This window comes from Colwellia meonggei (assembly GCF_057537295.1).
In genome coordinates this window covers 103,570-125,819 of sequence record NZ_BAAJLZ010000003.1, presented here as the reverse complement: position 1 = coordinate 125,819, position 22,250 = coordinate 103,570, and the positions used below count along the sequence as shown (strand labels likewise).

Below are 22,250 nucleotides of genomic sequence, written 5' to 3'. Positions count from 1 at the left end.
CTAACTGCACAGAGTAAATTACGATGACTAAACCATTTTCCCAAGCATGTGAGAATAACAAAACCTTTATTTTTCCTATCCTAAAAAAAACACTACAAAATAGTAAGAAATTACTAGAAGTTGGCTCGGGTACTGGTCAACATGCAATATACTTTGCTAAGCAGTTGCCTTGGCTAACATGGCAAACCAGTGATCTGCTTGCTAATCATCAAGGGATTGAGCAATGGCTTAACGAGTATCCAGCAAAAAACTTACACTCTCCCATTGAACTCGACCTAAATAATAAATGGTCTGTGACGGACATTGACGCTATTTATAGCGCCAATACTTTACACATTATTAGCTGGTCATTAGTGCAAGCATTCTTTGCTGGTGTGTCAAAGCACTTAAGTAACAACGGTAAATTATGTATTTACGGACCATTTAACTATCAAGGCAAATTTACTAGCGAAAGTAATGAAAATTTTGATTTATGGCTGAAATCACGCGATAGCAATAGCGGCATCCGAGATATTGAAGCGATAAATAAACTGGCAGAAAAAGCAGGATTACAATTAGATTATGACCATGAAATGCCAGCAAACAACCGTTTACTGGTATTTACCAAGCTTAGCAAAAGTAGATAAAAAAATGCGCTTAATGCGCATTCTTATAATTTACTCAATTAAGGTGGTTACTAAAAAACATAACTATTTTTCGCTATTGTTCAGCAACCTTTACTGAAACTTCAATCGACTTTGCGCTACCAGCAACCCATTTTTGTAAATAAACACTACCTAGCACTTCAGCCTTGCCCGGCTCAGGTACTTCTTTAAAGCGTACGCTATTTTTATTTTCTTTTTCAAAAACTAATTTTACTTTCACTTCAGACATTTACATACCTCTTATGCTAGATCATTAAGCTTAGGCAATTTTTAATTGTTTTTTTAACCAAGCAGCAATATCTTGAACTTGTTGTGGATGAACATTATGCGCCATAGGATAAGTTTGCCATTGGGTAGCGTAGTCATTCTCTTTAAGCAGTTTATTGGCCATTTTCCCCGCACTTAGTGGCACGACATCATCATTGTCGCCATGTTGCTGTAAAATTGCTGTTTGCTTATTCGCTTCATGTAGTTGCTCAGGTAACTTATCAGCACTAGGTAAATAACATGATAACGCCATAATACCTGCTAATTTTTCTGAGTATCGTAAGCCGGTAAATAAACTGACAACGCCACCTTGGCTAAAGCCTGCTAAAACAATATTATTGGCCGAAATTCCGCCGTCAATTTGTTCTTGAATTAAGTCTTTAACTTTTGCTTCCGATTCAAGCACACCTGTCATATCAGCGCGACTATGTAAGTCCATACTTTTTATGTCGTACCATGAACGCATAACATAGCCCTGATTAATCGTTACAGGTTGCTGAGGCGCGTGCGGAAAAATAAACCTAACAGGATGATTATTTGGCAATCTAAGTTCAGGCACTATTGGCGCAAAACCATCACCGGAATCACCTAGTCCATGCAGCCAAATAACACAGGCCGTTGCAGGTACTTTAGGTTCTACGGTAATACGATCTAATGGTGCGGTTGACATGCTTTCCTCTTATTTGATGAGATTATAAAATTGTCGCTATCATAACGTTTCTGTTAGGTGCGATACAACCAAGTTCATAGCTAGTATAAATATAATTACCTAATACACACTGCAGTAAGCAGCTAGAAAATTCACGATTCAAAATAGTTAATTGTTACTAGAGTTTTCAAACACCTATTAAACATTGACGCTAGTCAATAAGCCCAATAAGGTGTAGCCATTACGGGTAAAATGTCAAGGAAGCACCATGAATAAGAAACCATCTTTTTTGTTCCAAAAATCTACACTGCTAAGTTTTGTGCTCATTTTGCTAATGCCCTCATTGGCCAACACAAAAAGCCAAGAACGAAGTACCATTTCACCTCCAAGAAAACTGACCAGCGAACAGTCAAAAGTCGCAGCAGCCAACTATCAAAAATACTGCTCCCTTTGCCATGGAGAAGACCGTGAAGGCCATGCTAACGATCATGCACCGTCTTTGAGTAGTAAAAGCTTAATGGAGTCAGGTGTTGCCCACCAAATATTGCGACCTATGTCATATGGCAGAAAAGGCACAGCAATGGGCGGTTACCTCGATGAAGTCGGCGGACCAATGACACTAGCGGAAACTTGGAACTTAACCTATTGGTTATTTGAAATGTCTGGTGTTGAACGTTTAAAGTTTTCGACCAAACCTGTGATTGGAGATAGTGAAAAAGGCGCTGGCACATATCAGCAACATTGTAGTTCATGCCACGGTGATAAAGGCCAGGGGGTAACTGCACCTGCATTAACAAACCAATCTGCGTTAGCCCACAATACCGATGAATTTATTCGACATGCTATCGAAAATGGCCGACAAGACACACCAATGCAAGCTTTCAAAGATATTTTATCACCAGATGAAATTAACAATATTACCGCCTTTCTGCGCAGTAAAGCATTGGGCTGGAAAGATGAAAGAACCATACTAAAAGCACTACCAACACCTGAGCAATACGTTATTAACAAAAATGGCGATGATCCTAATTTCAAATTACAAGATGGCATGTACGTGTCATCAGCACATTTATTCCAGGCACTTAAAGAAAACAAAAAAATGGTGTTACTCGATACCCGCGTGCCTTCAGTTTGGCAAACCGCACATATTGAGGGTTCAATCCCCTTCCCTTATTATGCCGACTTAGATGAAACGGTTGCAGGTATTCCAAAAGATGTTCAAATAATTGCCTATTGCTCATGCCCACGTGCGGCAGCTGACCATACTATAAAAAAATTAAGAAGGCGCGGTTATACTCGAACGGCAGTTTTGTGGGAAGGTATATTCGGTTGGATGAATTTAGGTTACCCTGTTATGCGAGGAAATATTGAAGACGTTTCCAATTAACAATAATAAATGCATGAGAACTAAAGTTAAAAATATTATTACAATCCTATCAAGCCATACTTTACAACGGAGAACTAAGTGCGACTTTTTAAAGTTACTTTAGCAAGTCTTTGTGTTTTTTTCGCAATCATACTTATTGTTTATAGTGCTCGTATTAGTATCATTAATAATATTGCTGATGAACAGTTAAATAGATATCAATTAAAAGTCGACTGTTTACAAGTAGGCATTACCAGCAAATTTGCATTAGTAATCGACAAATTATGCATACAAAGCCCTAAGGCTGATATCGATATTAATAACTTAACCCTGAAGTGGCGTTATAATTCATCAGTAGAAATCACTGATATTGATATAGATGAAGTAAAAATTGTAGGCTCGGAACATTTATTTTCACAAGTAAAAACACCACTTATTAACAATAAGCAAGCAAATAACGAGTCATTAGTAAAACAAGCTTCCGCAGCAGTACAAACAACACTCAAGCAAATACAGCAACTCCGGGCGCCCATAGTAAATATAAATGCACTTTCCTATATTCCTTTCAAGACCCCTAATACTAGATACTATGGAGAATTTTCATTAACGAACAACAAGGCTTTGTTATCATTGCGTAATGTCGCTAATCACAACATTGCGCATATTGAATTAAAGAAGCTACAGCAAGATACATCCCTTGCTATTACGAGTAATATCAAATTACTTAAAGATTTCATTACATCACATCAATTACCGACAACAGCCGAATTAGAAAATATAATCAAAAACATTCAGACATCAGGCACGCTTGGTTTAAAAGTAGAACATCATAAAGACACGCTGACATTAGCCTCTAAAATAACTAAATTATCGATAACGTCAGATGATGGCATTGCCAATAGTGGTGCCTTCCAATTAGCTGGAGCGTTTGATTTTACTGGGAAACTATCTTTAGGTAGTGACGATAATCAGTTCAGTAATTTAGAAGAAAATAACAATAAATCGAATTTACAACTAACATTTACAAACCATAATAATCTCTCACTAACTTATGCCACAAATAGCCTACTAGCATTATTAGAAAAAAATCAGCTGTCACCAGCGATACTAACATTACTGAAAAATAATCCTGTTGATGAAATAAAACTAACCATCCCAAATAACAGCTTACTTACCTTAAATGACAAAAAAATAAATCTTAGTCGTATTGAACTAAGCGCAAATGGCGAACAGCAATTTCATCATGTGAACCTCAGTAATATAAACGCTGATTTAGCAAACAATGACACTAACTTGCCTAACAACGTAGTTATTGAAAACTTTACCATTGACAGCCCTTTGAATATTGCAGAGGTTAACAACTTTACCACTAACCCTATTACACTGCATTTGACTGGTTCACTAAACAAATCAGCAAATGATACCAGCATTAATTTAGCAGATACGTCATCAATCATTGCTCACAGCATATTACTCAAAGAAGTTAATAAATCAGACAATAGCAAAATACTCATGGATGTAGATAGTTTGAATGCGTCCTTGGCAGGAAGCATTCAACTACTTGCTGATAAAAAAACTAACTTGAGTTTAAAGATAGAAAGCCGTGCAACAAGTTTAGTTGTGCCTAATACCATAAAAATTAAAACGTTTGACATTGCAAGTGACGTTAATGGCAATATGGAAGATATCAACATAAATACATCGGTAAGTGCAGACGAAGTTGCTCTTGGTAACATGATTATTTCTGGCCCAGTATTATCACCAAAACTTCAAATAGCAGCGCAAGCATTGCAATTAACCGACCTGCTTTCGTTAAACATACAATTGCCAACAAAAATAGAGCTAATTGATGGTTTGCTTGATTACAATATATCAGGCCAAATAACAAACTTTAATCAGCTAAGTAACACGCCTGTTGATGTTTCAGTTGCTGTCACCTCAGCCAGTGGTGATATCGATGGCATATGGTTGCAAGAATTAAATTGGCAGCAACATTTCACCTTATTGGCAGGAAAAATAACAACTTCACCAAGTCCAAAAGAGAATTTAACAGTTGAGTTAATTGAAACACCAACCCCGATCTCTAAGCTTTCCATTAATACAAACTGGACCTTTAATAAAAGCTTTAACTTTTCAGCTAACAAGCTAAAAGCTGATGTACTGGGAGGCAGTTTTTCGATCCCCAAAATACAATGGCCTTTTGAGCATGGCCATTCAGTTGATGTTCAGCTTCACAGTATAGACTTAGAGCAAGTATTGGCTTTAGATAAAAAACAAGGCATTGTAGTAACAGGTGATATTTCCGGCCAACTTCCAATTAAATATGACGGCGAAAAATACACCATAGAAAACGGTGAACTGCACAATATTAGTAATGGTTTGATACAAGTAATAGATAACCCAGCAGTTACTGAGTTAAAAGCTAATAATAGCCAGCTGCAATTGGCATTTGACGCTTTGCAAAACTTACATTATCACCAACTATCCTCTGCAGTTTCTATGGCAGATGATGGCTATATGCTTTTAGAAACGGTAATAAAAGGTCGAAACCCTGACATTGATAATGACGTTAATCTCAACTTGAATTTAAGTTACGACTTACTAGGCTTACTTGAATCTTTGTCAATAACGCAGCGCTTTGAAGAAGGTCTTATTAAAGGTTTACAAAAAAATTAAGGAGAAACTATGCGTAAAATACTAACCACAGTGTTAGCTATTTTTATAATAACCGGCTGTACACATAAGGTAGAAGTGAGTGCCAAAGAGCCAATCACGATTAATTTAAATTTAAAAATTGATCATGAAATAAAAGTAAAAGTAGACAAAGAACTCGATGACATATTTAGTGACGAAAGCGACGTATTTTAGGGAGAAGTAATGAATATTATAACCAACAAACTAATTAAAAAATTAACCTGCGCCCTATTAGTTTCTACTATGGCGTTTTCAGCTTGGGCCATTTCACTAAGTGATGCTAAAAAACAAGGCTTAGTAGGAGAGATGCCTAATGGTTATTTAGGTGTTGTTGTCGACAGCGCAGAAGCCAAAAGCTTAGTAGCAAGCGTTAATAAAAAACGTAAAAGTATTTATATGAATTTAGCGCGTAAAAACAAAATAACTATGCTACAAGTTACAGCATTAGCAGGCGAAAAAGCGCTAGCAAAAACACAGTCTGGCCACTTTATTAAAAATGCCGCTGGACAATGGGTGAAAAAATAACCTTTGGTAATAATAAAAGGAGATTATTTGATCTCCTTTTATTTTAAATTAAGCTTAAATTACTCCGAATCCATTTGCTCTGTCAAAAACTCGATAACTCTTTTGTGGCGCATTTTAACCGCTGATATTTTCATCTCGCTAATATCAGCAATGTCTTGAAAATCCAGCCCTGTTCTATATCTAAGCAACATAATATTACGATCAACAAACGATAATTTTTCAAGTAATGAAGACATGAGTAATACGATATCTTCTTCGTTAGGCAGTTCTGCTTCAAGCGAATCTAGGTATTCTTCATCATTTTCATACAACTCCCAACGGCGTTCTCGAATTTTATTAATGCATTCATTATGCGCAATTTTAAATAGCCAAACCTTGAAAGAAACGATCCACTTAAAACCCTTCAAATTTGTCAGGGCCTTTATAATTGTTTCTTGCACCACATCTTCAGCATCAGATTGATTATTGAGTACTTTCGTACAATACCCTTTTAGTTTGGGTAAATACGGTGTAATCAATTGCTGAAAAAATTTTGTGTCGTAGGGCAAGCTCTCTTGCACTAAGGCAACGAGCTGCCGCTCATTTAAAACACTCAAGTGAAAAGCAACCTACCTATTGCTTAGTCACTTTATTTTCTAATAAGAAAGTATTTGGCACAGTTACAATACTTTCGTCCTCAGCCATCACTTTACTCGCAACACTACCAATAGAGACCAAAGTTCCTTTGACTTCTTTAACTGCAATACTGTCTCCAACTTGATACATTTCCCGAAGATAAACGCCAGCAACAATTTCTTGCGCCATAGACTTAGTACCTATTCCTAAAGAAATGGCTGCAGCTAACCCAACACTCGCTATAACGACCGAAAGAATGTTATTTAATAAGGAAACATCAATATCGAGCTGAGTTATTGAAAGTGAGACCGTAATAACAATAATGATGCCGCGGCATACTTCCGCAACAGATCGACCATAGTCGACCCCAGTGTTTTTTGCCGCGATCTTAACGCCATTGAAAACAATTTGAGCTACAAAAAATCCACATAACAGAACAGCCAACGCGGCCAACAACTTAGGTAAAAATAGAGCTAATGTATCAATTAAACCTGATAGCATTTTTAAGCCAACAATATCTAACGCCGCAAGCAAAAAAATCAGTAAAATAAACGTTGAAATAATACTAGCAACAACTTGGCTACCTTGAACATTAATGTCCATTTTTTTAAGAAGCTGCTCTAGGCCAAGTTTATCTAAAAAGGTATTAAAACCAATTTTGATTAATGACTTATTAAGAAAACGCTTAATTAACGAAGAAATAATCCAGCCAACAAGTAAAAATACCAGAGCAACAATCAAGTCAGGCATAAATGTTACGACTTTGTGCCAAACAGCCATCAAGCCGTTATAAGTTTTTTCCGTAATATTTTCAGTTTCCATTATTTACTCCTATTTTGTGCCATATTTTTAAATATTGGCTTTAATATCTTCATAAATATGCTGGCAAACACCACCCAAATAGAGGCCATACCTAGCGCGATTAAATCTTTACTGCCCTGTTGCACATTGACAGTAGTTACAGCTCGTTTAAATAATTCATCGTCAGAAGTTGCAAAAGTAACATCATCATCACCTTCAAAACCTTTCGTTAAATCTTGTTCAATATTTTTCATCTTTTCCCCTAGCAATTTTTCAGTTGCTCTAACTAATAACGGTATCAAACCGCAAAAGTCACAATAATCTTTAACTAAAACCTAAATGTTATTGATAAATAAGTGCTGGCGAATTTTACGCTAGTTCCCAGCTAACTTTCCATAATTTACAGCACTTAAATACTGAACAGATTTAGTTATATGAAAGTGAGTTTCATCTGCAATATTTTAAAATCTGTAAAAAAGATAAATAAATTTGTGACTTTTCTAAATCCTTCGCGTTATAGCTACTAGAAACTAATAAAAATTATTTAGATATAAGTAAGGAATAACAATGAAAGCATTTAAAATCTCTCTTCTAGCAGCCTTAATCAGTTCCCCACTTGCGGCAGAAAACATTGATAAAACATGGGAGGTTGGCATGTTTGGCGACTATATAAAGTCAAGCACAAATAAAGAGTCAAATCTTGCTTGGGATCAGATTGAAGCGGGTAAATCAATTGGTATCGATTTACAAAAGATTATTGATGACTATTGGAATATTCGAATTGAGTTAGCAAAAACTCGCTACGACGTTCAAAACGGTCATGACAAAGATTACGGTAGCCGTGCAGGTGTTGACGCTATATACAAACTGGACGATAGCGATTTATACGTATTTGCCGGTGTTAAACGCTTCAACAATGTAAAAAGCTACAATGCTGTAAATGTTGGTGCTGGATATAACTTTCAAGTTAATGATCGTTTCTCATTGTATAGTGAGGCAGCAATATACAAAGATGTAGATTATGGTTTTGTTGACCAAGGTATCAAGCTTGGTTTGAAATATGCTTTTGGTGAAACTCAGCAAGCACCAGTTATCACTAAACCTAAAGCAACCGTAAAACCAGCTGTTGAAAAAGTTACGACAAAAGTAAAGGTTTTAGATAGTGACAATGACGGCGTGAGTGACGCCACTGACCGCTGTGAGAATACACCTGCAACAGTAAAAGTTGATTCAAAGGGCTGTACGCTTTATTCAGAAAGCGAAGTTGAAATTAGCCTAAATGTCGCCTTTGCCAACAACAGTTCTATTGTGCAGCCTGCAGTAGTTGATGATATTCAACGTTTAGCTGACTTTATGAAGGAATATAAAAATACATCAGTAGAAATTGAAGGCCACAGCTCAGCAACTGGTAGTGCAAAATATAACTTAATGCTTTCACAAAAACGTGCTGATGCCGTTAAAACCATTCTTATTGAAAAATTCAATGTTGAAAGTAGCCGTTTATCAGCAAAAGGGTACGGACAACAGCAATTACTTTCAAAAGAAAACACCGTCGCAGCGCATAAATTAAATAGGCGTGTGGTTGCAAAAATAGAAACTACAACCAAAAAAGCTATGAGTAAATAACTAAATATTTAGCCTTTAAAAGCGAAGTAATAATCATACTTCGCTCTATTAATTTATGCCTAAATATCTACGCGAATATTTTAGGAGTCAGCATGAAAAAAACTAACAAATCTTCGTTAAAGTTCATCGATAGAAACATCAAAAACAATGCTCAATCATTGTCTTATCCTATTAGGAAGCTTCAAGATTTCAAAGAAGTTGAAAAGCAAAATACAAAACAAGCTGAGCTGTCAAACTCCGTACCCACTAAGTAAACATTAAACTCGTTCAGCAATACTGAATTAAAGAAGGTAAACTTTCACTCATTACTCACTGAAATTTGAGCAACACTCTTTTAATTTAACATCTAGAATATAACTTATTATAAAAGCCTTCTTAAAAGCACTTAGTTCACACAAGGTAAAAGTTTACATAGATAGAAATCAAAAAAGGCTTACATTACCGTAAGCCTTTTTTATAATTTGGTGCAGATGGAGAGACTCGAACTCTCACGCCCTAAGGCACCACCCCCTCAAGGTGGCGCGTCTACCAATTCCGCCACATCTGCAAATATTGAAATTAGTTTGGTACGTCGCTGTCTTTTTCTATTGGTGCGTCGCTAGCAGGAACATCAGCGTTGTCAGCTTTTGGCTCAATGCTTTCACTTGGGATAGCATCTGTTGCTGGAGCAACTTGACCTGCAGGTACAGCTAAATCATCAAAATCAGCGCCTGCTTTAACACGGTTCGCCGTTAAGTTACCTAGTACTAAGCTGATAACAAAAAATGCAATCGCTAAATAGGTAGTTGATTTAGTTAAGAAGTTACCTGAACCACTTGAACCAAAAATAGTAGCTGATGAACCAGCGCCGAATGATGCGCCCATATCCGCACCTTTACCTTGTTGAATTAGTACTAAACCAATTAAACATAAAGCAACGATCAAATACACTACAATTAACACTTGATACAACATTTTATTATCCCTTTGCTGCCGAACAAATTATTTTAAATTCTTCGGCTTTTAAACTAGCACCGCCAATCAATCCACCATCGATATCAGCTTGTGCAAATAATTCTTCACAGTTTGTCGCGTTGACACTGCCACCATACAACAATGGTACTTTAACTGCGACGTTTTCATCAACTTTTGCGATAAAATCGCGAATAAATTGATGAGTTGCTTGTGCCATTTCTGGCGATGCTGTTTTTCCAGTACCTATTGCCCAAACTGGCTCATACGCAACAACAACATCAGCAAATTTTTCAATACCAATTTCGTCAATAACTGGCTGTAATTGCGAAGCTAGAACGATTTCGGTTTGCTCTGCAACACGCTCATCTTCACTTTCACCTACACATAATATAGGTTGAAGACCAGCTTCTAAAGCGGCTTTTACTTTATGTGCTACTAATGTGCTTGATTCTTTATATATACTACGGCGTTCTGAGTGCCCTACTATTACATAATTAACACCAACTTCTTGCAGCATTGATGTTGAAACTTCACCAGTAAAAGCACCTTTAGCATGCTCATTTAAGTTTTGAGCACCTAAACTAAATGCTTTAGCTAACTCTGCATTAGCGCTTGCTATGCAATATGCCGCTAAGTAAGGAAAACTTGGACAAACAACGACTTCAACGTTTTCATTTAAACTTACGTTTGTTAACTCTGAAACCATTGAGTTGACTAATGCTAAACTGCCATTCATTTTCCAGTTTGCTGCAACAATTGCGCGTCTATTCATTTTTCATTCCTAAATCAAAGCGGCGAGATATTAACTAACCTGTCGACAAGTTACAAGTTTTTCAAGCAATATCACGTTCATTTGCTTAATATTCGTTCGACAAGATAAATTCAAACAATTTTTACCACTAACAAGCTAGTTTTACTGCGTCAGCAATTTCATTTGCTAATGCCGTAACTTCTTCTAATTCAGGGCCTTCAACCATTACGCGAATAAGTGGCTCAGTGCCTGATTTTCTTAATAAAACACGACCTCGACCGGTTAACTTCTCGTTCACCTGATGTACCGCAGCGACTACAGCCTGATTTACTAGCGGATCACTGTCGCCAGAGAACCTTACATTAACTAAAACTTGTGGTAATTTTTTCATACCTTGGCGCAATTCAAATAAAGTTTTACCTGAATTACATACCGCGGTTAACACGTTAAGAGCAGCGATAATGCCGTCACCTGTAGAGGTATGTTTTAAGTTAATGACATGACCAGAGTTTTCAGCACCTAATTGCCAGCCCTTTTGTTTTAACATTTCCATGACGTAGCGGTCACCAACTTTACTGCGCGCAAATGGTACGCCCATATCTGCAAGTGCAAGCTCTAAGCCCATATTACTCATTAATGTGCCAACCACACCTCCGCGAATGCTACCGCTTTGTAAGTCATTACAAGCGATAATATAAACACTTTCATCGCCGTCGATAACGTAGCCAGTATGATCAACCATCATTAAACGGTCACCGTCGCCATCTAAGGCAATACCTAAATCAGCTTGATGTTCAACAACAGCCGCACTAATAGCATCCATTGAGGTTGCGCCACACTCGTGGTTTATATTTGTGCCATTTGGTGAGGTTCCAATTTCAATAACTTCTGCGCCTAATTCACGAAAAACGTTAGGTGCAATGTGATAAGTTGCGCCGTGTGCACAATCTACCACCATTTTCAGGCCATTTAATGAATATTGACTTGGAAAGTTACTTTTACAGAATTCAATATATCGCCCAGCAGCATCATCAATTCGATTCGCTTTACCTAAATCAGCTGACTCAACACAGCCCATTTCTTTATCAAGCTCTGCCTCAATGGCTAATTCAACTGCATCTGGTAATTTTTGTCCGTCTTGTGAAAAGAATTTAATGCCATTATCGTAAAACGGGTTATGTGATGCACTAATAACAATACCGGCTTCAGCACGGAATGTTTTAGTCAAATAGGCAATACCAGGTGTTGGCATTGGACCTAACAAGCCAATATCAATACCAGCAGCCGAAAAACCAGCCTCAAGTGCAGATTCCAACATATAGCCAGAAATTCGCGTATCTTTACCAATTAATACCTTTTTAGTGCCCTGTGCTGCTAACACACGACCGGCGGCATAACCGAGTTTCATTACAAATTGAGGGGTAATTGGGTATTGCCCAACTAAGCCACGAACTCCGTCGGTACCAAAATATCTTCTTTCTGACATTATTTTCTCCATTACGCTAAGCGCTTTGCCATCGGCATTTTAATGCGTATAAATATATTCATAATCGCAGCTTAGATTAGCGATTATCAGTTACTGTTTCTAATATTTTTAATGCATCCACTGTTTCTACAACATCGTGAACACGAATAATATGTGCGCCTTGTTGCGCGGCAATAATAGCAGCACTAATACTACCTGCTAATCGTTGCTCTACATCTCGATTCAATAAATTACCTATCATTGACTTGCGTGAGATCCCCACTAATAGTGGTAAATCAAGCGCTGAAAATTCGGATAAGTTAGCAAGTAAATGGAAGTTTTGCTCTAAAGTTTTTCCAAAGCCAAATCCTGGATCGAGAATTAGTCGTTCACGGGCAATACCAGCCTCAACACATTCAGTAATACGTTGCTGAAAAAAAGATTTAATATCATTAATAACATGCTCATAGCTTGGCTTATCTTGCATGGTTCGTGGCAGCCCTTGCATATGCATTAAACAAATAGGAATATCACTCTTAGCCAGCACATCAACACAGCCTTGATTTTGCAATGCACGTACATCGTTAATAATGTCAGCACCATTTTCAATAGCGGCTTGCATTACTGACGCTTTGCTAGTGTCGATTGAGACTAAAACATCAAAGCGCTGCTTAATTGCTTTTAATACAGGGATAACACGTGCTAATTCATCGCCATCACTAACCTCAGCTGCACCCGGGCGAGTAGACTCGCCACCTATATCGATAATGGTTGCACCTGCGGTGATCATTTGCTGCACTTGTTCCAATGCTTGCTCAGCATGAAAAAACTTACCACCGTCAGAAAATGAATCTGGTGTAACGTTTAAAATTCCCATTACATGCGGAGCTGATAAGTCTAATTTAGAATTTGGACAATTAAGTTGCTTTAACACAGTACTCTCATTATCTCGCTAGTTTCTCGTCACTAGCATTTTATTGTTTTAGCGTTTAACTACTTAACAACAAATAGTTAAACATTAAAATAATATAAAGCCCCAATAGAATTTAAATCAATTGATTTAAGCTATTGAGGCTTTATGGTTCCAGCTAAAATTTATTTAGCAGGAATATCTGAAGTATCATTTGAGCTTGTTGGCTCAGAAGATTCTTTTTTCTCGCTTTCCGCTTTCGCAGACGGCTTACTTGAGTCAGTATTATCTGAATCATCAGAGCCCATTGCACCAAAATCAGCTGGTGGACGAACCTTAGTACGATTCATTAAGTCATCAATTTGTAACGCATCAATGGTTTCATATTGCATTAACGCATCTTTCATTGCATGAAGAATATCTTCATTGTCTTTTAAGATTTGTTCAGCACGTTGGTAATTACGATTAACAAACTCTTTAATTTCTGCATCAATAGCTTGTGCGGTGTCGTCAGACATATTTAAAGATTTTGATGATGTTCTGCCTAAGAATACTTCACCTTCTTCTTCAGCAAACAGCATAGGGCCCATTTTTTCTGAGAAACCCCATTGCGTAACCATTTTACGCGCAAGTTGCGTTGCACGTTCAATATCGTTTGAAGCGCCAGTTGAAACCTTTTCGAAACCATAAATCATTTCTTCAGCAATACGACCACCGTACAATGATGAAATATTGCTTTCTAAATGCTGTTTACTATGGCTAAAGCGGTCTTGCTCAGGCAAATACATAGTCACACCTAACGCACGACCACGAGGAATAATACTCACTTTATATACTGGATCATGATCTGGTACTAAACGACCAACAATAGCGTGACCTGCTTCATGGTAAGCAGTCATTTCTTTTTCAGCTTCGTCCATCACCATAGAACGACGCTCAGAGCCCATCATGATTTTATCTTTAGCTTTTTCAAACTCAGCCATACCAACAACACGACGTGCTGAACGAGCGGCAAATAAAGCAGCTTCGTTAACTAAGTTAGCTAAATCAGCACCAGAAAAACCTGGGGTACCACGAGCAATTACCGATGCTTTAACATCATCACCTAATGGTACTTTGCGCATATGGACCTTAAGAATTTGTTCACGTCCACGAATATCTGGTAAACCAACAGTTACTTGACGGTCAAAACGGCCAGGACGTAATAAGGCAGGATCGAGTACGTCAGGACGGTTAGTTGCGGCAATAACAATTACCCCTTCATTACCTTCAAAGCCGTCCATTTCAACAAGCATTTGGTTAAGTGTTTGTTCACGTTCATCGTGACCACCACCCATACCAGCGCCACGTTGGCGGCCTACGGCATCGATTTCATCAATGAAGATGATACAAGGAGCTGATTTTTTCGCTTGCTCGAACATATCTCGCACACGTGATGCACCAACACCAACAAACATTTCAACAAAGTCAGAGCCTGAAATAGTAAAGAAAGGTACTTTAGCTTCACCAGCAATGGCTTTTGCTAATAGTGTTTTACCTGTACCCGGTTGACCAACCATCAATACGCCCGATGGAATACGACCACCGAGCTTTTGGAAACGAGATGGGTCTTTTAAGTAGTCAACCAATTCAGAAACTTCTTCTTTTGCTTCATCACAACCAGCAACATCAGCAAAAGTCGTTTTGATTTGATCTTCACTAAGTAAACGCGCTTTTGATTTGCCAAAGCTCATTGCGCCTTTACCGCCACCACCTTGCATTTGACGCATGAAGAAAATCCATACACCAATAAGCAGTAACATTGGGAACCAAGAAATAAAAATAGATGTAAGAATACTTGGTTCTTCAGGTAGTTCACCTGAAGCGTTAACGCCTTGTTTAACTAAGTCGTTAATTAAGTCACGGTCATAGCCACCAGGGATAACTGTAACAAAGTTTTCGCCACTGCGTTTAATACCGTTGATAACACCGTTTCTGTCTACGTCAACTTCACGAATTTGCCCTTGACGTACGTCTTGGATGAATCGAGTGTAATCTACTTGTTGTTCATTGCCGCTCCCCGGAGTAAAACTCTGGAAAACAGACATTAATACAACTGCAATAACTAACCATAAAATAAGATTTTTTGCCATATCGCTCAACTTAATGACCTCTTGCTAATGTTCAAAATGGTGCGATGAAATAATTCCATCTAATTTACTACAATTTAAAGCCGGTAGCTACAAGATAAACTTCACGTGAACGAGCACGGGAAGATTCTGGCTTGCGGGTTTTAACGGTTTTAAATGCGGCTCGAGCATCTTTCATGAATTGCTCGAAGCCTTCTCCCTGGAACACTTTCACAACAAAAGCGCCATTTTTCTTTAATACTTGGTTGCACATATCGAGTGCTAATTCTACCAAATACATACTACGCGCCGCGTCTGCAGCATCATTACCGGTAAAGTTTGCTGCCATGTCAGACATCACAACATCAATATTTTTACCATTAATTCGGGTTAATAAGGCGTCTAAAACTTCTTCTTCACGAAAGTCACCTTGTAAAAAGTCAACACCGGCAATTGGATCCATAGCTAATATATCGCAAGCAACAACTTGCCCTTTGTCTCCAACAACCTTAGTAGCATATTCTGACCAACCACCAGGGGCTGCGCCTAAATCAACAACCTTCATGCCTGGTTTGATTAACTTGTCTTTCTTATTAATTTCTTCAAGTTTAAAAACAGCGCGCGAACGAAGTCCTAATTTTTGCGCTTTTTTTACATATTCATCATCAAAATGTTCTTGTAGCCAACGAGCACTACTAACACTGACCTTTTTCTTACTCATTCAATCCACTTATTTGTTTATGCTGTTTAAAGCGCGGAATATTTTATCGGTATTTATCAATATTACTCATTGCATAGTAAAAATATCATCATGCAACATCAAAAAATCACCTTAAAAAGCTGCCACTTTGTAAACAATATTAGTATTACAAACTAGATGGAGGTAAAATAGCGATAATTCAAGCTAACTTGTAACGAAAATTGTTAATGAACTTAAATAAAAAGCAAATTCAATATTTAAAAGGCTTAGCACACAGCCTTAAACCCGTTGTTTTACTTGGTAACAACGGCCTTACTGAAGCAGTAGTTGCTGAAATAGACTTCGCTTTAAATCACCATGAATTAATTAAAGTTAAAATTCCAACTGACGATCGCGAAACCAAAGCTTTGATTGTTGAAGCTATTTGCCGTGAAACTAATGCAATAAAAGTGCAAGTGATCGGTAAAACTTTAATTATCTTCCGTGAATCTGAAGAAAAGAAAATTCGTATTCCTAAGTTATAATTAATTATTCAAAGTTAATTTATTTAAAAAAGGGCATAAGCCCTTTTTTTTGTGTCACAGAAACAGCCAACTAAAACAACACCATTACATTAGAAAAAACTAATATACATTATTTTATCCTTGTCTTAGAATGCACCAACAATAATAAACTATTTGAAAGGATCATTATGATTTTATCGATACCTGAGTTGGTTGCACTGGCAAAGAAAAATGTTACTTGTATTAGCGCAAAAGAAGCATTTGAAGATAAAGATGCAACTTTTATTGATGTTCGAGAGCCTGCTGAATTTAATGCTTCATCTGTGGCAAATTCAATTCAAATCCCCCGTGGTGTTCTAGAAATGAATATCGCTAAACATTGCAGTAATGCTGAAGCTAGTATCTATTTACATTGCGCTTCTGGTGGGCGTGCCGCCTTAGCCGCAGAACAACTTCAACGCATAGGTTATCAGCAAGTTAAAGCAATCAGTTGTAAACATGATGACGTTTGCCAGGCACAAAAAAACCAGTAAATATTGCTAGAGTTAACTTTAACAAAAAAATTACTGGTTTAAATGAGTGAGTGTTCAAATTAAATTATTGAACACTCATTATCATATTATTACCGCTTAAATATGATCAACTGCGATAATTTCATATTCAACAATACCGCCTGGGGTGTTAATTTCAATTTCAGAATCGACTTCTTTACCAATTAAACCACGAGCAATAGGTGAATTTACTGAAATACGATTTTGTTTAATATCTGCTTCGTCATCACCAACAATTTGATACTTCACTTCTTCTTCGGTATCAATGTTTAATACAGTTACCGTTACGCCGAAAATAACTTTACCGTGATTAGGTATTTTAGTGACATCAATAACCTGCGCGTTACCTAGTTTGCCTTCAATATCTTGAATACGACCTTCACAAAAGCCTTGTTGCTCACGTGCCGCATGGTATTCAGCATTTTCTTTTAGATCGCCATGTTCACGAGCTTCAGCAATTGAATTGACAATCTCTGGGCGTTTAACTGTTTTTAAATAATTTAATTCTTCACGTAACGCATCAGCGCCGTGCACAGTCATTGGGTATTGACTCATATTAATCCTTAGTTCTTCTAACAACAAAGGCGGTAGCACTATTAGTGACCACCACCTTTATAATAATTCATTAGGGGCGTTTATCAAAAATGAATAAGCGCCACCTTATTATTAACAGCTTTTATGTAACTCTTGAATTGATGTTACTGTATTTCTATCATCAGCAGCGTGTGCCTGACAAGCGGCAAATGCTGCATTTAGAGTTGTAGTATAAGCAACTTTGTAGCGTAAAGCACCACCACGTAACACTTTTGAATCTTCAATCGCTTTGCGACCTTCAGTTGTGTTAATAATATAGTTATACTCGCCATTTTTAATTCTATCAAGAATATGTGGACGACCTTCATGTACCTTGTTAACTAAACGACATGGAATGTTCGCTTCACCAAGGATAACCGCAGTACCGTGAGTTGCATCCAATTCATAACCTAAAGCAACCATTTGCTTAGCTAACTCAACCACACGCTCTTTATCACTATTTCTTACTGAAATTAATGCGCGACCATCTTTTGGTACTGAAACACCTGCGCCTAAGTTAGCTTTTGCATACGCTTCTTCAAACGTTTTACCAACGCCCATTACTTCACCAGTAGAACGCATTTCTGGGCCAACTAATGGGTCACTGCCATGGAACTTGTTAAATGGGATCACCACTTCTTTCACTGAAAAGTAAGAAGGGATAACTTCTTTAACAATGCCTTGCTCTTTAAGAGATTTACCAGCCATAACACGAGCACCAACTTTTGCCAGCGGCACTGAAGTTGCTTTTGAAACAAACGGTACCGTACGAGCTGCACGCGGGTTTACTTCAATTAAGTAAACTTTGCCGTCTTTAACTGCCATTTGGGTGTTCATCAAGCCATTTACACCCAACTCAAATGCAAGGTCAGTAACTTGCTTGCGCATAACATCTTGAACTTCTTGGCTTAAGCTATAAGCAGGTAATGAACATGCTGAATCACCTGAGTGAACACCGGCTTGTTCAATATGCTGCATGATACCGCCAACAACTACATCGGTGCCGTCACAAACAACATCAATATCAACTTCAATGGCATCATCTAAGAAATGGTCAAGTAATACAGGCGAATCATTTGAAACACTTACCGCTTCAGTCATATAGCGACGTAAATCATCTAAGTCATAAACGATTTCCATTGCACGACCACCAAGCACATAAGATGGACGAACGACCAATGGGAAACCAATAGCTTCTGCTTTAGCCATTGCTTCATCAAGTGATGTTACAGTTGCATTTTCTGGCTGTAATAAACCTAAACGGTCAACAGCTTGTTGGAAGCGTTCACGGTCTTCAGCTCGGTCAATAGCGTCCGGTGAAGTACCAATAATTGGCACACCCGCCGCTTCTAAAGCACGAGCAAGTTTAAGTGGTGTTTGGCCACCGTATTGTACGATTACACCTTTAGGCTTTTCAACACGTACAATTTCAAGTACGTCTTCAAAAGTGATTGACTCAAAGTATAAACGGTCAGATGTATCATAATCAGTTGAAACGGTTTCAGGGTTACAGTTAACCATGATTGTTTCATAACCATCTTCACGAAGTGCTAATGCAGCGTGAACACAACAGTAATCAAACTCAATACCTTGACCGATACGGTTAGGGCCACCGCCTAAGATCATGATTTTATCATTGCTAGTTGGGTTTGCTTCACACTCTTCATCATATGTTGAATACATGTATGCTGTATCAGAGCTAAATTCAGCCGCACAAGTATCAACACGCTTGTAAACTGGGAAGATATCTGCATTATGACGTTTTTTGCGAATTTCAGCTTCAGCAACACCAATTAAGTCAGCAAGGCGTGAGTCAGCAAAACCTTTACGTTTAAGTTGACGTAAATATTCAGGAGTTAATACTTTTAAGCCCCCTTCTGCAACTTTTGCTTCTTCTAAAATAATATCTTCAATTTGAACTAAGAACCAGCGGTCAATTTTCGTTAAACGGAAAATATCATCAACACTTAGGCCTAAACGGAAAGCATCGGCTACATACCAAATGCGATCAGCACCAGCTTCTTGAAGCTCATGCATAATTTTAGTTTTAGCGCCCGGTTGAGTTACATCAACTTTAGGGTCAAAACCGTTGGCACCTACTTCTAAACCACGTAAGGCTTTTTGTAATGACTCTTGTTGGTTACGACCTATAGACATAACTTCACCAACAGACTTCATCTGTGTGGTTAATCGGTCTTCAGAACCAGCAAATTTTTCAAAGTTAAAGCGTGGAATTTTTGTTACAACGTAATCGATAGTTGGTTCAAATGATGCTGGGGTAGCACCGCCAGTAATATCATTAGTTAATTCATCAAGCGTGTAACCTACAGCTAACTTCGCGGCTATTTTCGCAATTGGGAAACCCGTTGCTTTTGAAGCAAGTGCTGAAGAGCGAGATACGCGAGGGTTCATCTCAATAATGACCATACGGCCAGTATCAGGACAAATACCAAACTGTACGTTTGAACCACCTGTTTCAACACCAATTTCACGTAATACCGCAATCGATGCGTTACGCATGATTTGGTACTCTTTATCAGTAAGTGTTTGTGCAGGTGCTACTGTGATTGAGTCACCAGTATGAATACCCATAGGGTCAAAGTTTTCGATTGAACAAATAATGATACAGTTATCATTTTTGTCGCGAACCACTTCCATTTCATACTCTTTCCAGCCAATTAATGATTCATCAATTAATAGCTCTGAAGTAGGAGAAAGGTCTAAACCACGAGTACAAATTTCATCAAATTCTTCGCGGTTATAAGCGATACCACCGCCCGTTCCACCCATAGTAAACGACGGACGAATAATACAAGGGAAACCGATACGTGTTGACGTATCATGGGCTTCAGCAATCGTGTGAACAATTTCAGCACGCGGTGTTTCTAAGCCAATTGCTTTCATCGCTTTGTCGAAACGACTACGGTCTTCCGCTTTATCAATAGCGTCAGCCGTTGCGCCAATCATTTCAACATTAAATTCTTCTAATACACCTTTAGCTTCAAGCTCAAGTGCACAGTTTAATGCCGTTTGACCACCCATAGTAGGTAGTACAGCACAAGGACGTTCTTTTTCAATAATTTTACGAACAACTTCCCAATGAATAGGCTCAATGTAAGTTGCATCAGCCATTTCAGGATCAGTCATTATAGTTGCAGGGTTAGAGTTAACTAAGATAACTCGGTAACCTTCTTCGCGTAATGCTTTACATGCTTGTGCGCCAGAGTAATCAAACTCACATGCTTGACCAATAACAATTGGGCCTGCGCCTAAGATCAAGATACTTTTTAAATCAGTACGTTTTGCCATTATATAATCTCTCTTCTCTTGTCTAGGAACTAAGCTTTTTTAGCTGCAACGATTAGGTCAATAAAATGATCGAACAATGGTGCTGCATCTGCAGGGCCAGGGCTCGCTTCAGGATGGCCTTGAAAGCTAAATGCTGGTTTATCTGTACGATGAATACCTTGAATTGAACCATCAAATAATGACTTATGCGTCACTGTTAAGTTTTCAGGCATATTATTTTCATCAACTGCAAAACCATGATTTTGCGCCGTGATCATCACAACATTACGATCAAAGTCTTTTACTGGGTGGTTACCGCCGTGGTGACCAAATTTCATTTTGATGGTTTTTGCACCACTTGCTAAACCAAGCAACTGATGACCTAAACAAATGCCAAATACAGGAATATCTGTAGTTAAGAATTTTTTGATAGCGGTAATAGCGTAGTCACATGGTTCAGGGTCACCAGGGCCATTTGATAAGAAAATACCGTCAGGGTTTAATGCTAAAACTTCTTCTGCTGATGTTTGCGCTGGTACTACCGTTAACTTACAACCACGGTCGACTAACATGCGTAAAATATTACGTTTTGCACCGAAATCATATGCAACCACATGAAACTCAGAGTTTTCAGGCGTAACATGCCCTTTACCAAGCTCCCAACTTCCTTCTGTCCACTGGTACTGTTCTTTAGTTGAAACAACTTTAGCTAAATCCATGCCTTTTAAGCCTGGGAATTCTTTTGCCTTCAATAACGCTGTAGCTTCATCAATATTCTCACCAGCAAGTATGCAACCGTTTTGTGCACCTTTTTCACGTAAAATTCGTGTAAGTTTACGGGTATCAATGTCAGCGATACCTAAAATATTTTTCGCTTTTAGATAGTCACTTAAACTTTGTTCATTTCGAAAATTACTCGCTAATAGCGGTAAGTCACGAATAACTAAACCTTTTGCCCAAATAGTACTAGATTCTTCATCTTCACTATTAGTACCTGTGTTACCTATATGTGGGTATGTTAGAGTAACAATTTGCTCTGCATAGGAAGGGTCTGTAAGAATTTCTTGGTAGCCTGTCATTGAAGTATTGAATACAACTTCACCAACAGCCGCCCCTTCTGCACCGATAGCGGTGCCCTTAAATATAGTGCCGTCTTCAAGCACTAAAATGGCAGATTTAGTCAATTTAACCTCCGTTAAGAAGAAAGAATATTAATAGCGAAACAACTAATAACTTCACCATTAATTACAAAAGCGATAC

Annotated in this window: 22 protein-coding genes and 1 tRNA gene; 8 read left to right on the top strand and 15 right to left on the bottom strand. The window is 38.0% G+C overall.

Annotated elements, in window-relative coordinates; genetic code table 11:
• Positions 1 to 23 precede the first annotated feature (23 nt).
• Positions 24 to 626 (top strand): DUF938 domain-containing protein, encoded by a 603-nt coding sequence (locus AC27E9_RS09060; RefSeq protein ID WP_487129383.1) that lies wholly within the window; start codon positions 24 to 26, stop codon positions 624 to 626.
• A 73-nt stretch (positions 627 to 699) separates the two neighbouring features.
• Here the strand turns inward: AC27E9_RS09060 and AC27E9_RS09055 are convergent, their stop codons facing one another.
• A complete protein-coding gene (locus AC27E9_RS09055; RefSeq protein WP_487129381.1) occupies positions 700 to 873 on the bottom strand; it encodes a hypothetical protein in 174 nt (57 codons plus the stop codon).
• A gap of 30 nt (positions 874 to 903) precedes the next feature.
• Positions 904 to 1,581, bottom strand: coding sequence for an alpha/beta hydrolase (locus AC27E9_RS09050; RefSeq protein ID WP_487129380.1), 678 nt, complete (start codon positions 1,579 to 1,581; stop codon positions 904 to 906).
• A gap of 247 nt (positions 1,582 to 1,828) precedes the next feature.
• Between AC27E9_RS09050 and AC27E9_RS09045 the strand changes: the two genes are divergently transcribed.
• The 4 genes from AC27E9_RS09045 to AC27E9_RS09030 all read left to right on the top strand — a co-directional run bounded on the left by AC27E9_RS09045 (position 1,829) and on the right by AC27E9_RS09030 (position 6,145).
• Complete coding sequence (locus AC27E9_RS09045; RefSeq protein WP_487129378.1) at positions 1,829 to 2,947, top strand: c-type cytochrome; 1,119 nt, start codon at positions 1,829 to 1,831, stop codon at positions 2,945 to 2,947.
• Positions 2,948 to 3,025: 78 nt separating this feature from the next.
• Positions 3,026 to 5,602, top strand: coding sequence for an intermembrane phospholipid transport protein YdbH family protein (locus tag AC27E9_RS09040; protein ID WP_487129376.1), 2,577 nt, complete (start codon positions 3,026 to 3,028; stop codon positions 5,600 to 5,602).
• A 9-nt stretch (positions 5,603 to 5,611) separates the two neighbouring features.
• Positions 5,612 to 5,794: a YnbE family lipoprotein gene (locus AC27E9_RS09035; RefSeq protein WP_487129374.1), complete on the top strand. Its 183-nt coding sequence runs from the start codon at positions 5,612 to 5,614 to the stop codon at positions 5,792 to 5,794.
• A 9-nt stretch (positions 5,795 to 5,803) separates the two neighbouring features.
• The gene (locus AC27E9_RS09030) at positions 5,804 to 6,145 is read left to right on the top strand and encodes a YdbL family probable chaperone protein (protein WP_487129372.1); all 342 of its coding nucleotides are present in this window, start codon (positions 5,804 to 5,806) and stop codon (positions 6,143 to 6,145) included.
• A gap of 59 nt (positions 6,146 to 6,204) precedes the next feature.
• On the opposite strand, the gene sigX is transcribed toward AC27E9_RS09030, so the two are convergent.
• The 3 genes from sigX to AC27E9_RS09015 are packed head-to-tail and all read right to left on the bottom strand — an operon-like array spanning position 6,205 to position 7,815.
• Positions 6,205 to 6,741, bottom strand: coding sequence for an RNA polymerase sigma factor SigX (gene sigX / locus AC27E9_RS09025; RefSeq protein ID WP_487129370.1), 537 nt, complete (start codon positions 6,739 to 6,741; stop codon positions 6,205 to 6,207).
• Positions 6,742 to 6,757: 16 nt separating this feature from the next.
• Positions 6,758 to 7,582, bottom strand: a complete 825-nt coding sequence (locus tag AC27E9_RS09020) for a mechanosensitive ion channel family protein (protein ID WP_487129368.1) — start codon at positions 7,580 to 7,582, stop codon at positions 6,758 to 6,760.
• On the bottom strand, positions 7,582 to 7,815 hold the full coding sequence (locus tag AC27E9_RS09015; protein WP_487129366.1) for a hypothetical protein: 234 nt from the start codon (positions 7,813 to 7,815) through the stop codon (positions 7,582 to 7,584). Before AC27E9_RS09015 ends, AC27E9_RS09020 begins: the two co-directional genes overlap by 1 nt.
• A 313-nt stretch (positions 7,816 to 8,128) precedes the next feature.
• Here AC27E9_RS09015 and AC27E9_RS09010 point away from each other — a divergent pair, with 313 nt between their 5' ends.
• Complete coding sequence (locus tag AC27E9_RS09010) at positions 8,129 to 9,187, top strand: OmpA family protein (RefSeq protein WP_487129364.1); 1,059 nt, start codon at positions 8,129 to 8,131, stop codon at positions 9,185 to 9,187.
• A 462-nt stretch (positions 9,188 to 9,649) separates the two neighbouring features.
• Here AC27E9_RS09010 and AC27E9_RS09005 read toward each other — a convergent pair.
• From AC27E9_RS09005 to rlmE, 7 genes are all read right to left on the bottom strand, one after another.
• Positions 9,650 to 9,734 (bottom strand) — tRNA-Leu (locus AC27E9_RS09005).
• 11 nt (positions 9,735 to 9,745) lie between these two features.
• Positions 9,746 to 10,141, bottom strand: a complete 396-nt coding sequence (secG, locus tag AC27E9_RS09000; protein WP_487129362.1) for a preprotein translocase subunit SecG — start codon at positions 10,139 to 10,141, stop codon at positions 9,746 to 9,748.
• 4 nt (positions 10,142 to 10,145) lie between these two features.
• Positions 10,146 to 10,913 carry a triose-phosphate isomerase gene (gene tpiA / locus AC27E9_RS08995; protein ID WP_487129360.1) on the bottom strand — a complete coding sequence of 256 codons (768 nt, stop codon included), beginning with the start codon at positions 10,911 to 10,913 and terminating at the stop codon, positions 10,146 to 10,148.
• Positions 10,914 to 11,040: 127 nt separating this feature from the next.
• Positions 11,041 to 12,378: a phosphoglucosamine mutase gene (glmM, locus tag AC27E9_RS08990; RefSeq protein WP_487129358.1), complete on the bottom strand. Its 1,338-nt coding sequence runs from the start codon at positions 12,376 to 12,378 to the stop codon at positions 11,041 to 11,043.
• Positions 12,379 to 12,454: 76 nt separating this feature from the next.
• A complete protein-coding gene (gene folP / locus AC27E9_RS08985; RefSeq protein ID WP_487130036.1) occupies positions 12,455 to 13,234 on the bottom strand; it encodes a dihydropteroate synthase in 780 nt (259 codons plus the stop codon).
• 218 nt (positions 13,235 to 13,452) lie between these two features.
• Positions 13,453 to 15,399 carry an ATP-dependent zinc metalloprotease FtsH gene (gene ftsH / locus AC27E9_RS08980; protein ID WP_487129356.1) on the bottom strand — a complete coding sequence of 649 codons (1,947 nt, stop codon included), beginning with the start codon at positions 15,397 to 15,399 and terminating at the stop codon, positions 13,453 to 13,455.
• Between the two features lie 67 nt (positions 15,400 to 15,466).
• Positions 15,467 to 16,096, bottom strand: coding sequence for a 23S rRNA (uridine(2552)-2'-O)-methyltransferase RlmE (gene rlmE, locus AC27E9_RS08975; RefSeq protein ID WP_487129354.1), 630 nt, complete (start codon positions 16,094 to 16,096; stop codon positions 15,467 to 15,469).
• A 206-nt stretch (positions 16,097 to 16,302) separates the two neighbouring features.
• On the opposite strand from rlmE, the gene yhbY reads away from it, so the two are divergent.
• Together yhbY and AC27E9_RS08965 are read left to right on the top strand one after the other, a co-directional pair.
• The gene (gene yhbY, locus AC27E9_RS08970; protein ID WP_487080844.1) at positions 16,303 to 16,599 is read left to right on the top strand and encodes a ribosome assembly RNA-binding protein YhbY; all 297 of its coding nucleotides are present in this window, start codon (positions 16,303 to 16,305) and stop codon (positions 16,597 to 16,599) included.
• A 167-nt stretch (positions 16,600 to 16,766) separates the two neighbouring features.
• Complete coding sequence (locus AC27E9_RS08965; protein ID WP_487129353.1) at positions 16,767 to 17,111, top strand: rhodanese-like domain-containing protein; 345 nt, start codon at positions 16,767 to 16,769, stop codon at positions 17,109 to 17,111.
• Positions 17,112 to 17,207: 96 nt separating this feature from the next.
• Here AC27E9_RS08965 and greA read toward each other — a convergent pair whose 3' ends face one another.
• The 3 genes from greA to carA all read right to left on the bottom strand — a co-directional run bounded on the left by greA (position 17,208) and on the right by carA (position 22,174).
• Positions 17,208 to 17,684 (bottom strand): transcription elongation factor GreA, encoded by a 477-nt coding sequence (gene greA, locus AC27E9_RS08960; protein ID WP_487129351.1) that lies wholly within the window; start codon positions 17,682 to 17,684, stop codon positions 17,208 to 17,210.
• A 111-nt stretch (positions 17,685 to 17,795) separates the two neighbouring features.
• Entirely contained in the window at positions 17,796 to 21,011 is a 3,216-nt protein-coding gene (gene carB, locus AC27E9_RS08955) for a carbamoyl-phosphate synthase large subunit (RefSeq protein WP_487129349.1), read from the bottom strand.
• A 29-nt stretch (positions 21,012 to 21,040) separates the two neighbouring features.
• The gene (carA, locus tag AC27E9_RS08950) at positions 21,041 to 22,174 is read right to left on the bottom strand and encodes a glutamine-hydrolyzing carbamoyl-phosphate synthase small subunit (protein ID WP_487129347.1); all 1,134 of its coding nucleotides are present in this window, start codon (positions 22,172 to 22,174) and stop codon (positions 21,041 to 21,043) included.
• Positions 22,175 to 22,250 lie beyond the last annotated feature (76 nt).

Coding starts and splice junctions, on each gene's coding strand:
- secG (WP_487129362.1), bottom strand. CDS start 10,141: ATGTTGTATCAAGTGTTAATTGTAGTGTATTTGATCGTTGCTTTATGT.
- greA (WP_487129351.1), bottom strand. CDS start 17,684: ATGAGTCAATACCCAATGACTGTGCACGGCGCTGATGCGTTACGTGAA.
- AC27E9_RS08965 (WP_487129353.1), top strand. CDS start 16,767: ATGATTTTATCGATACCTGAGTTGGTTGCACTGGCAAAGAAAAATGTT.
- AC27E9_RS09060 (WP_487129383.1), top strand. CDS start 24: ATGACTAAACCATTTTCCCAAGCATGTGAGAATAACAAAACCTTTATT.
- glmM (WP_487129358.1), bottom strand. CDS start 12,378: ATGTCAGAAAGAAGATATTTTGGTACCGACGGAGTTCGTGGCTTAGTT.
- folP (WP_487130036.1), bottom strand. CDS start 13,234: ATGGGAATTTTAAACGTTACACCAGATTCATTTTCTGACGGTGGTAAG.
- ftsH (WP_487129356.1), bottom strand. CDS start 15,399: ATGGCAAAAAATCTTATTTTATGGTTAGTTATTGCAGTTGTATTAATG.
- AC27E9_RS09015 (WP_487129366.1), bottom strand. CDS start 7,815: ATGAAAAATATTGAACAAGATTTAACGAAAGGTTTTGAAGGTGATGAT.
- AC27E9_RS09055 (WP_487129381.1), bottom strand. CDS start 873: ATGTCTGAAGTGAAAGTAAAATTAGTTTTTGAAAAAGAAAATAAAAAT.
- AC27E9_RS09045 (WP_487129378.1), top strand. CDS start 1,829: ATGAATAAGAAACCATCTTTTTTGTTCCAAAAATCTACACTGCTAAGT.
- AC27E9_RS09035 (WP_487129374.1), top strand. CDS start 5,612: ATGCGTAAAATACTAACCACAGTGTTAGCTATTTTTATAATAACCGGC.
- AC27E9_RS09020 (WP_487129368.1), bottom strand. CDS start 7,582: ATGGAAACTGAAAATATTACGGAAAAAACTTATAACGGCTTGATGGCT.
- tpiA (WP_487129360.1), bottom strand. CDS start 10,913: ATGAATAGACGCGCAATTGTTGCAGCAAACTGGAAAATGAATGGCAGT.
- yhbY (WP_487080844.1), top strand. CDS start 16,303: ATGAACTTAAATAAAAAGCAAATTCAATATTTAAAAGGCTTAGCACAC.
- AC27E9_RS09050 (WP_487129380.1), bottom strand. CDS start 1,581: ATGTCAACCGCACCATTAGATCGTATTACCGTAGAACCTAAAGTACCT.
- AC27E9_RS09010 (WP_487129364.1), top strand. CDS start 8,129: ATGAAAGCATTTAAAATCTCTCTTCTAGCAGCCTTAATCAGTTCCCCA.
- rlmE (WP_487129354.1), bottom strand. CDS start 16,096: ATGAGTAAGAAAAAGGTCAGTGTTAGTAGTGCTCGTTGGCTACAAGAA.
- AC27E9_RS09030 (WP_487129372.1), top strand. CDS start 5,804: ATGAATATTATAACCAACAAACTAATTAAAAAATTAACCTGCGCCCTA.
- carB (WP_487129349.1), bottom strand. CDS start 21,011: ATGGCAAAACGTACTGATTTAAAAAGTATCTTGATCTTAGGCGCAGGC.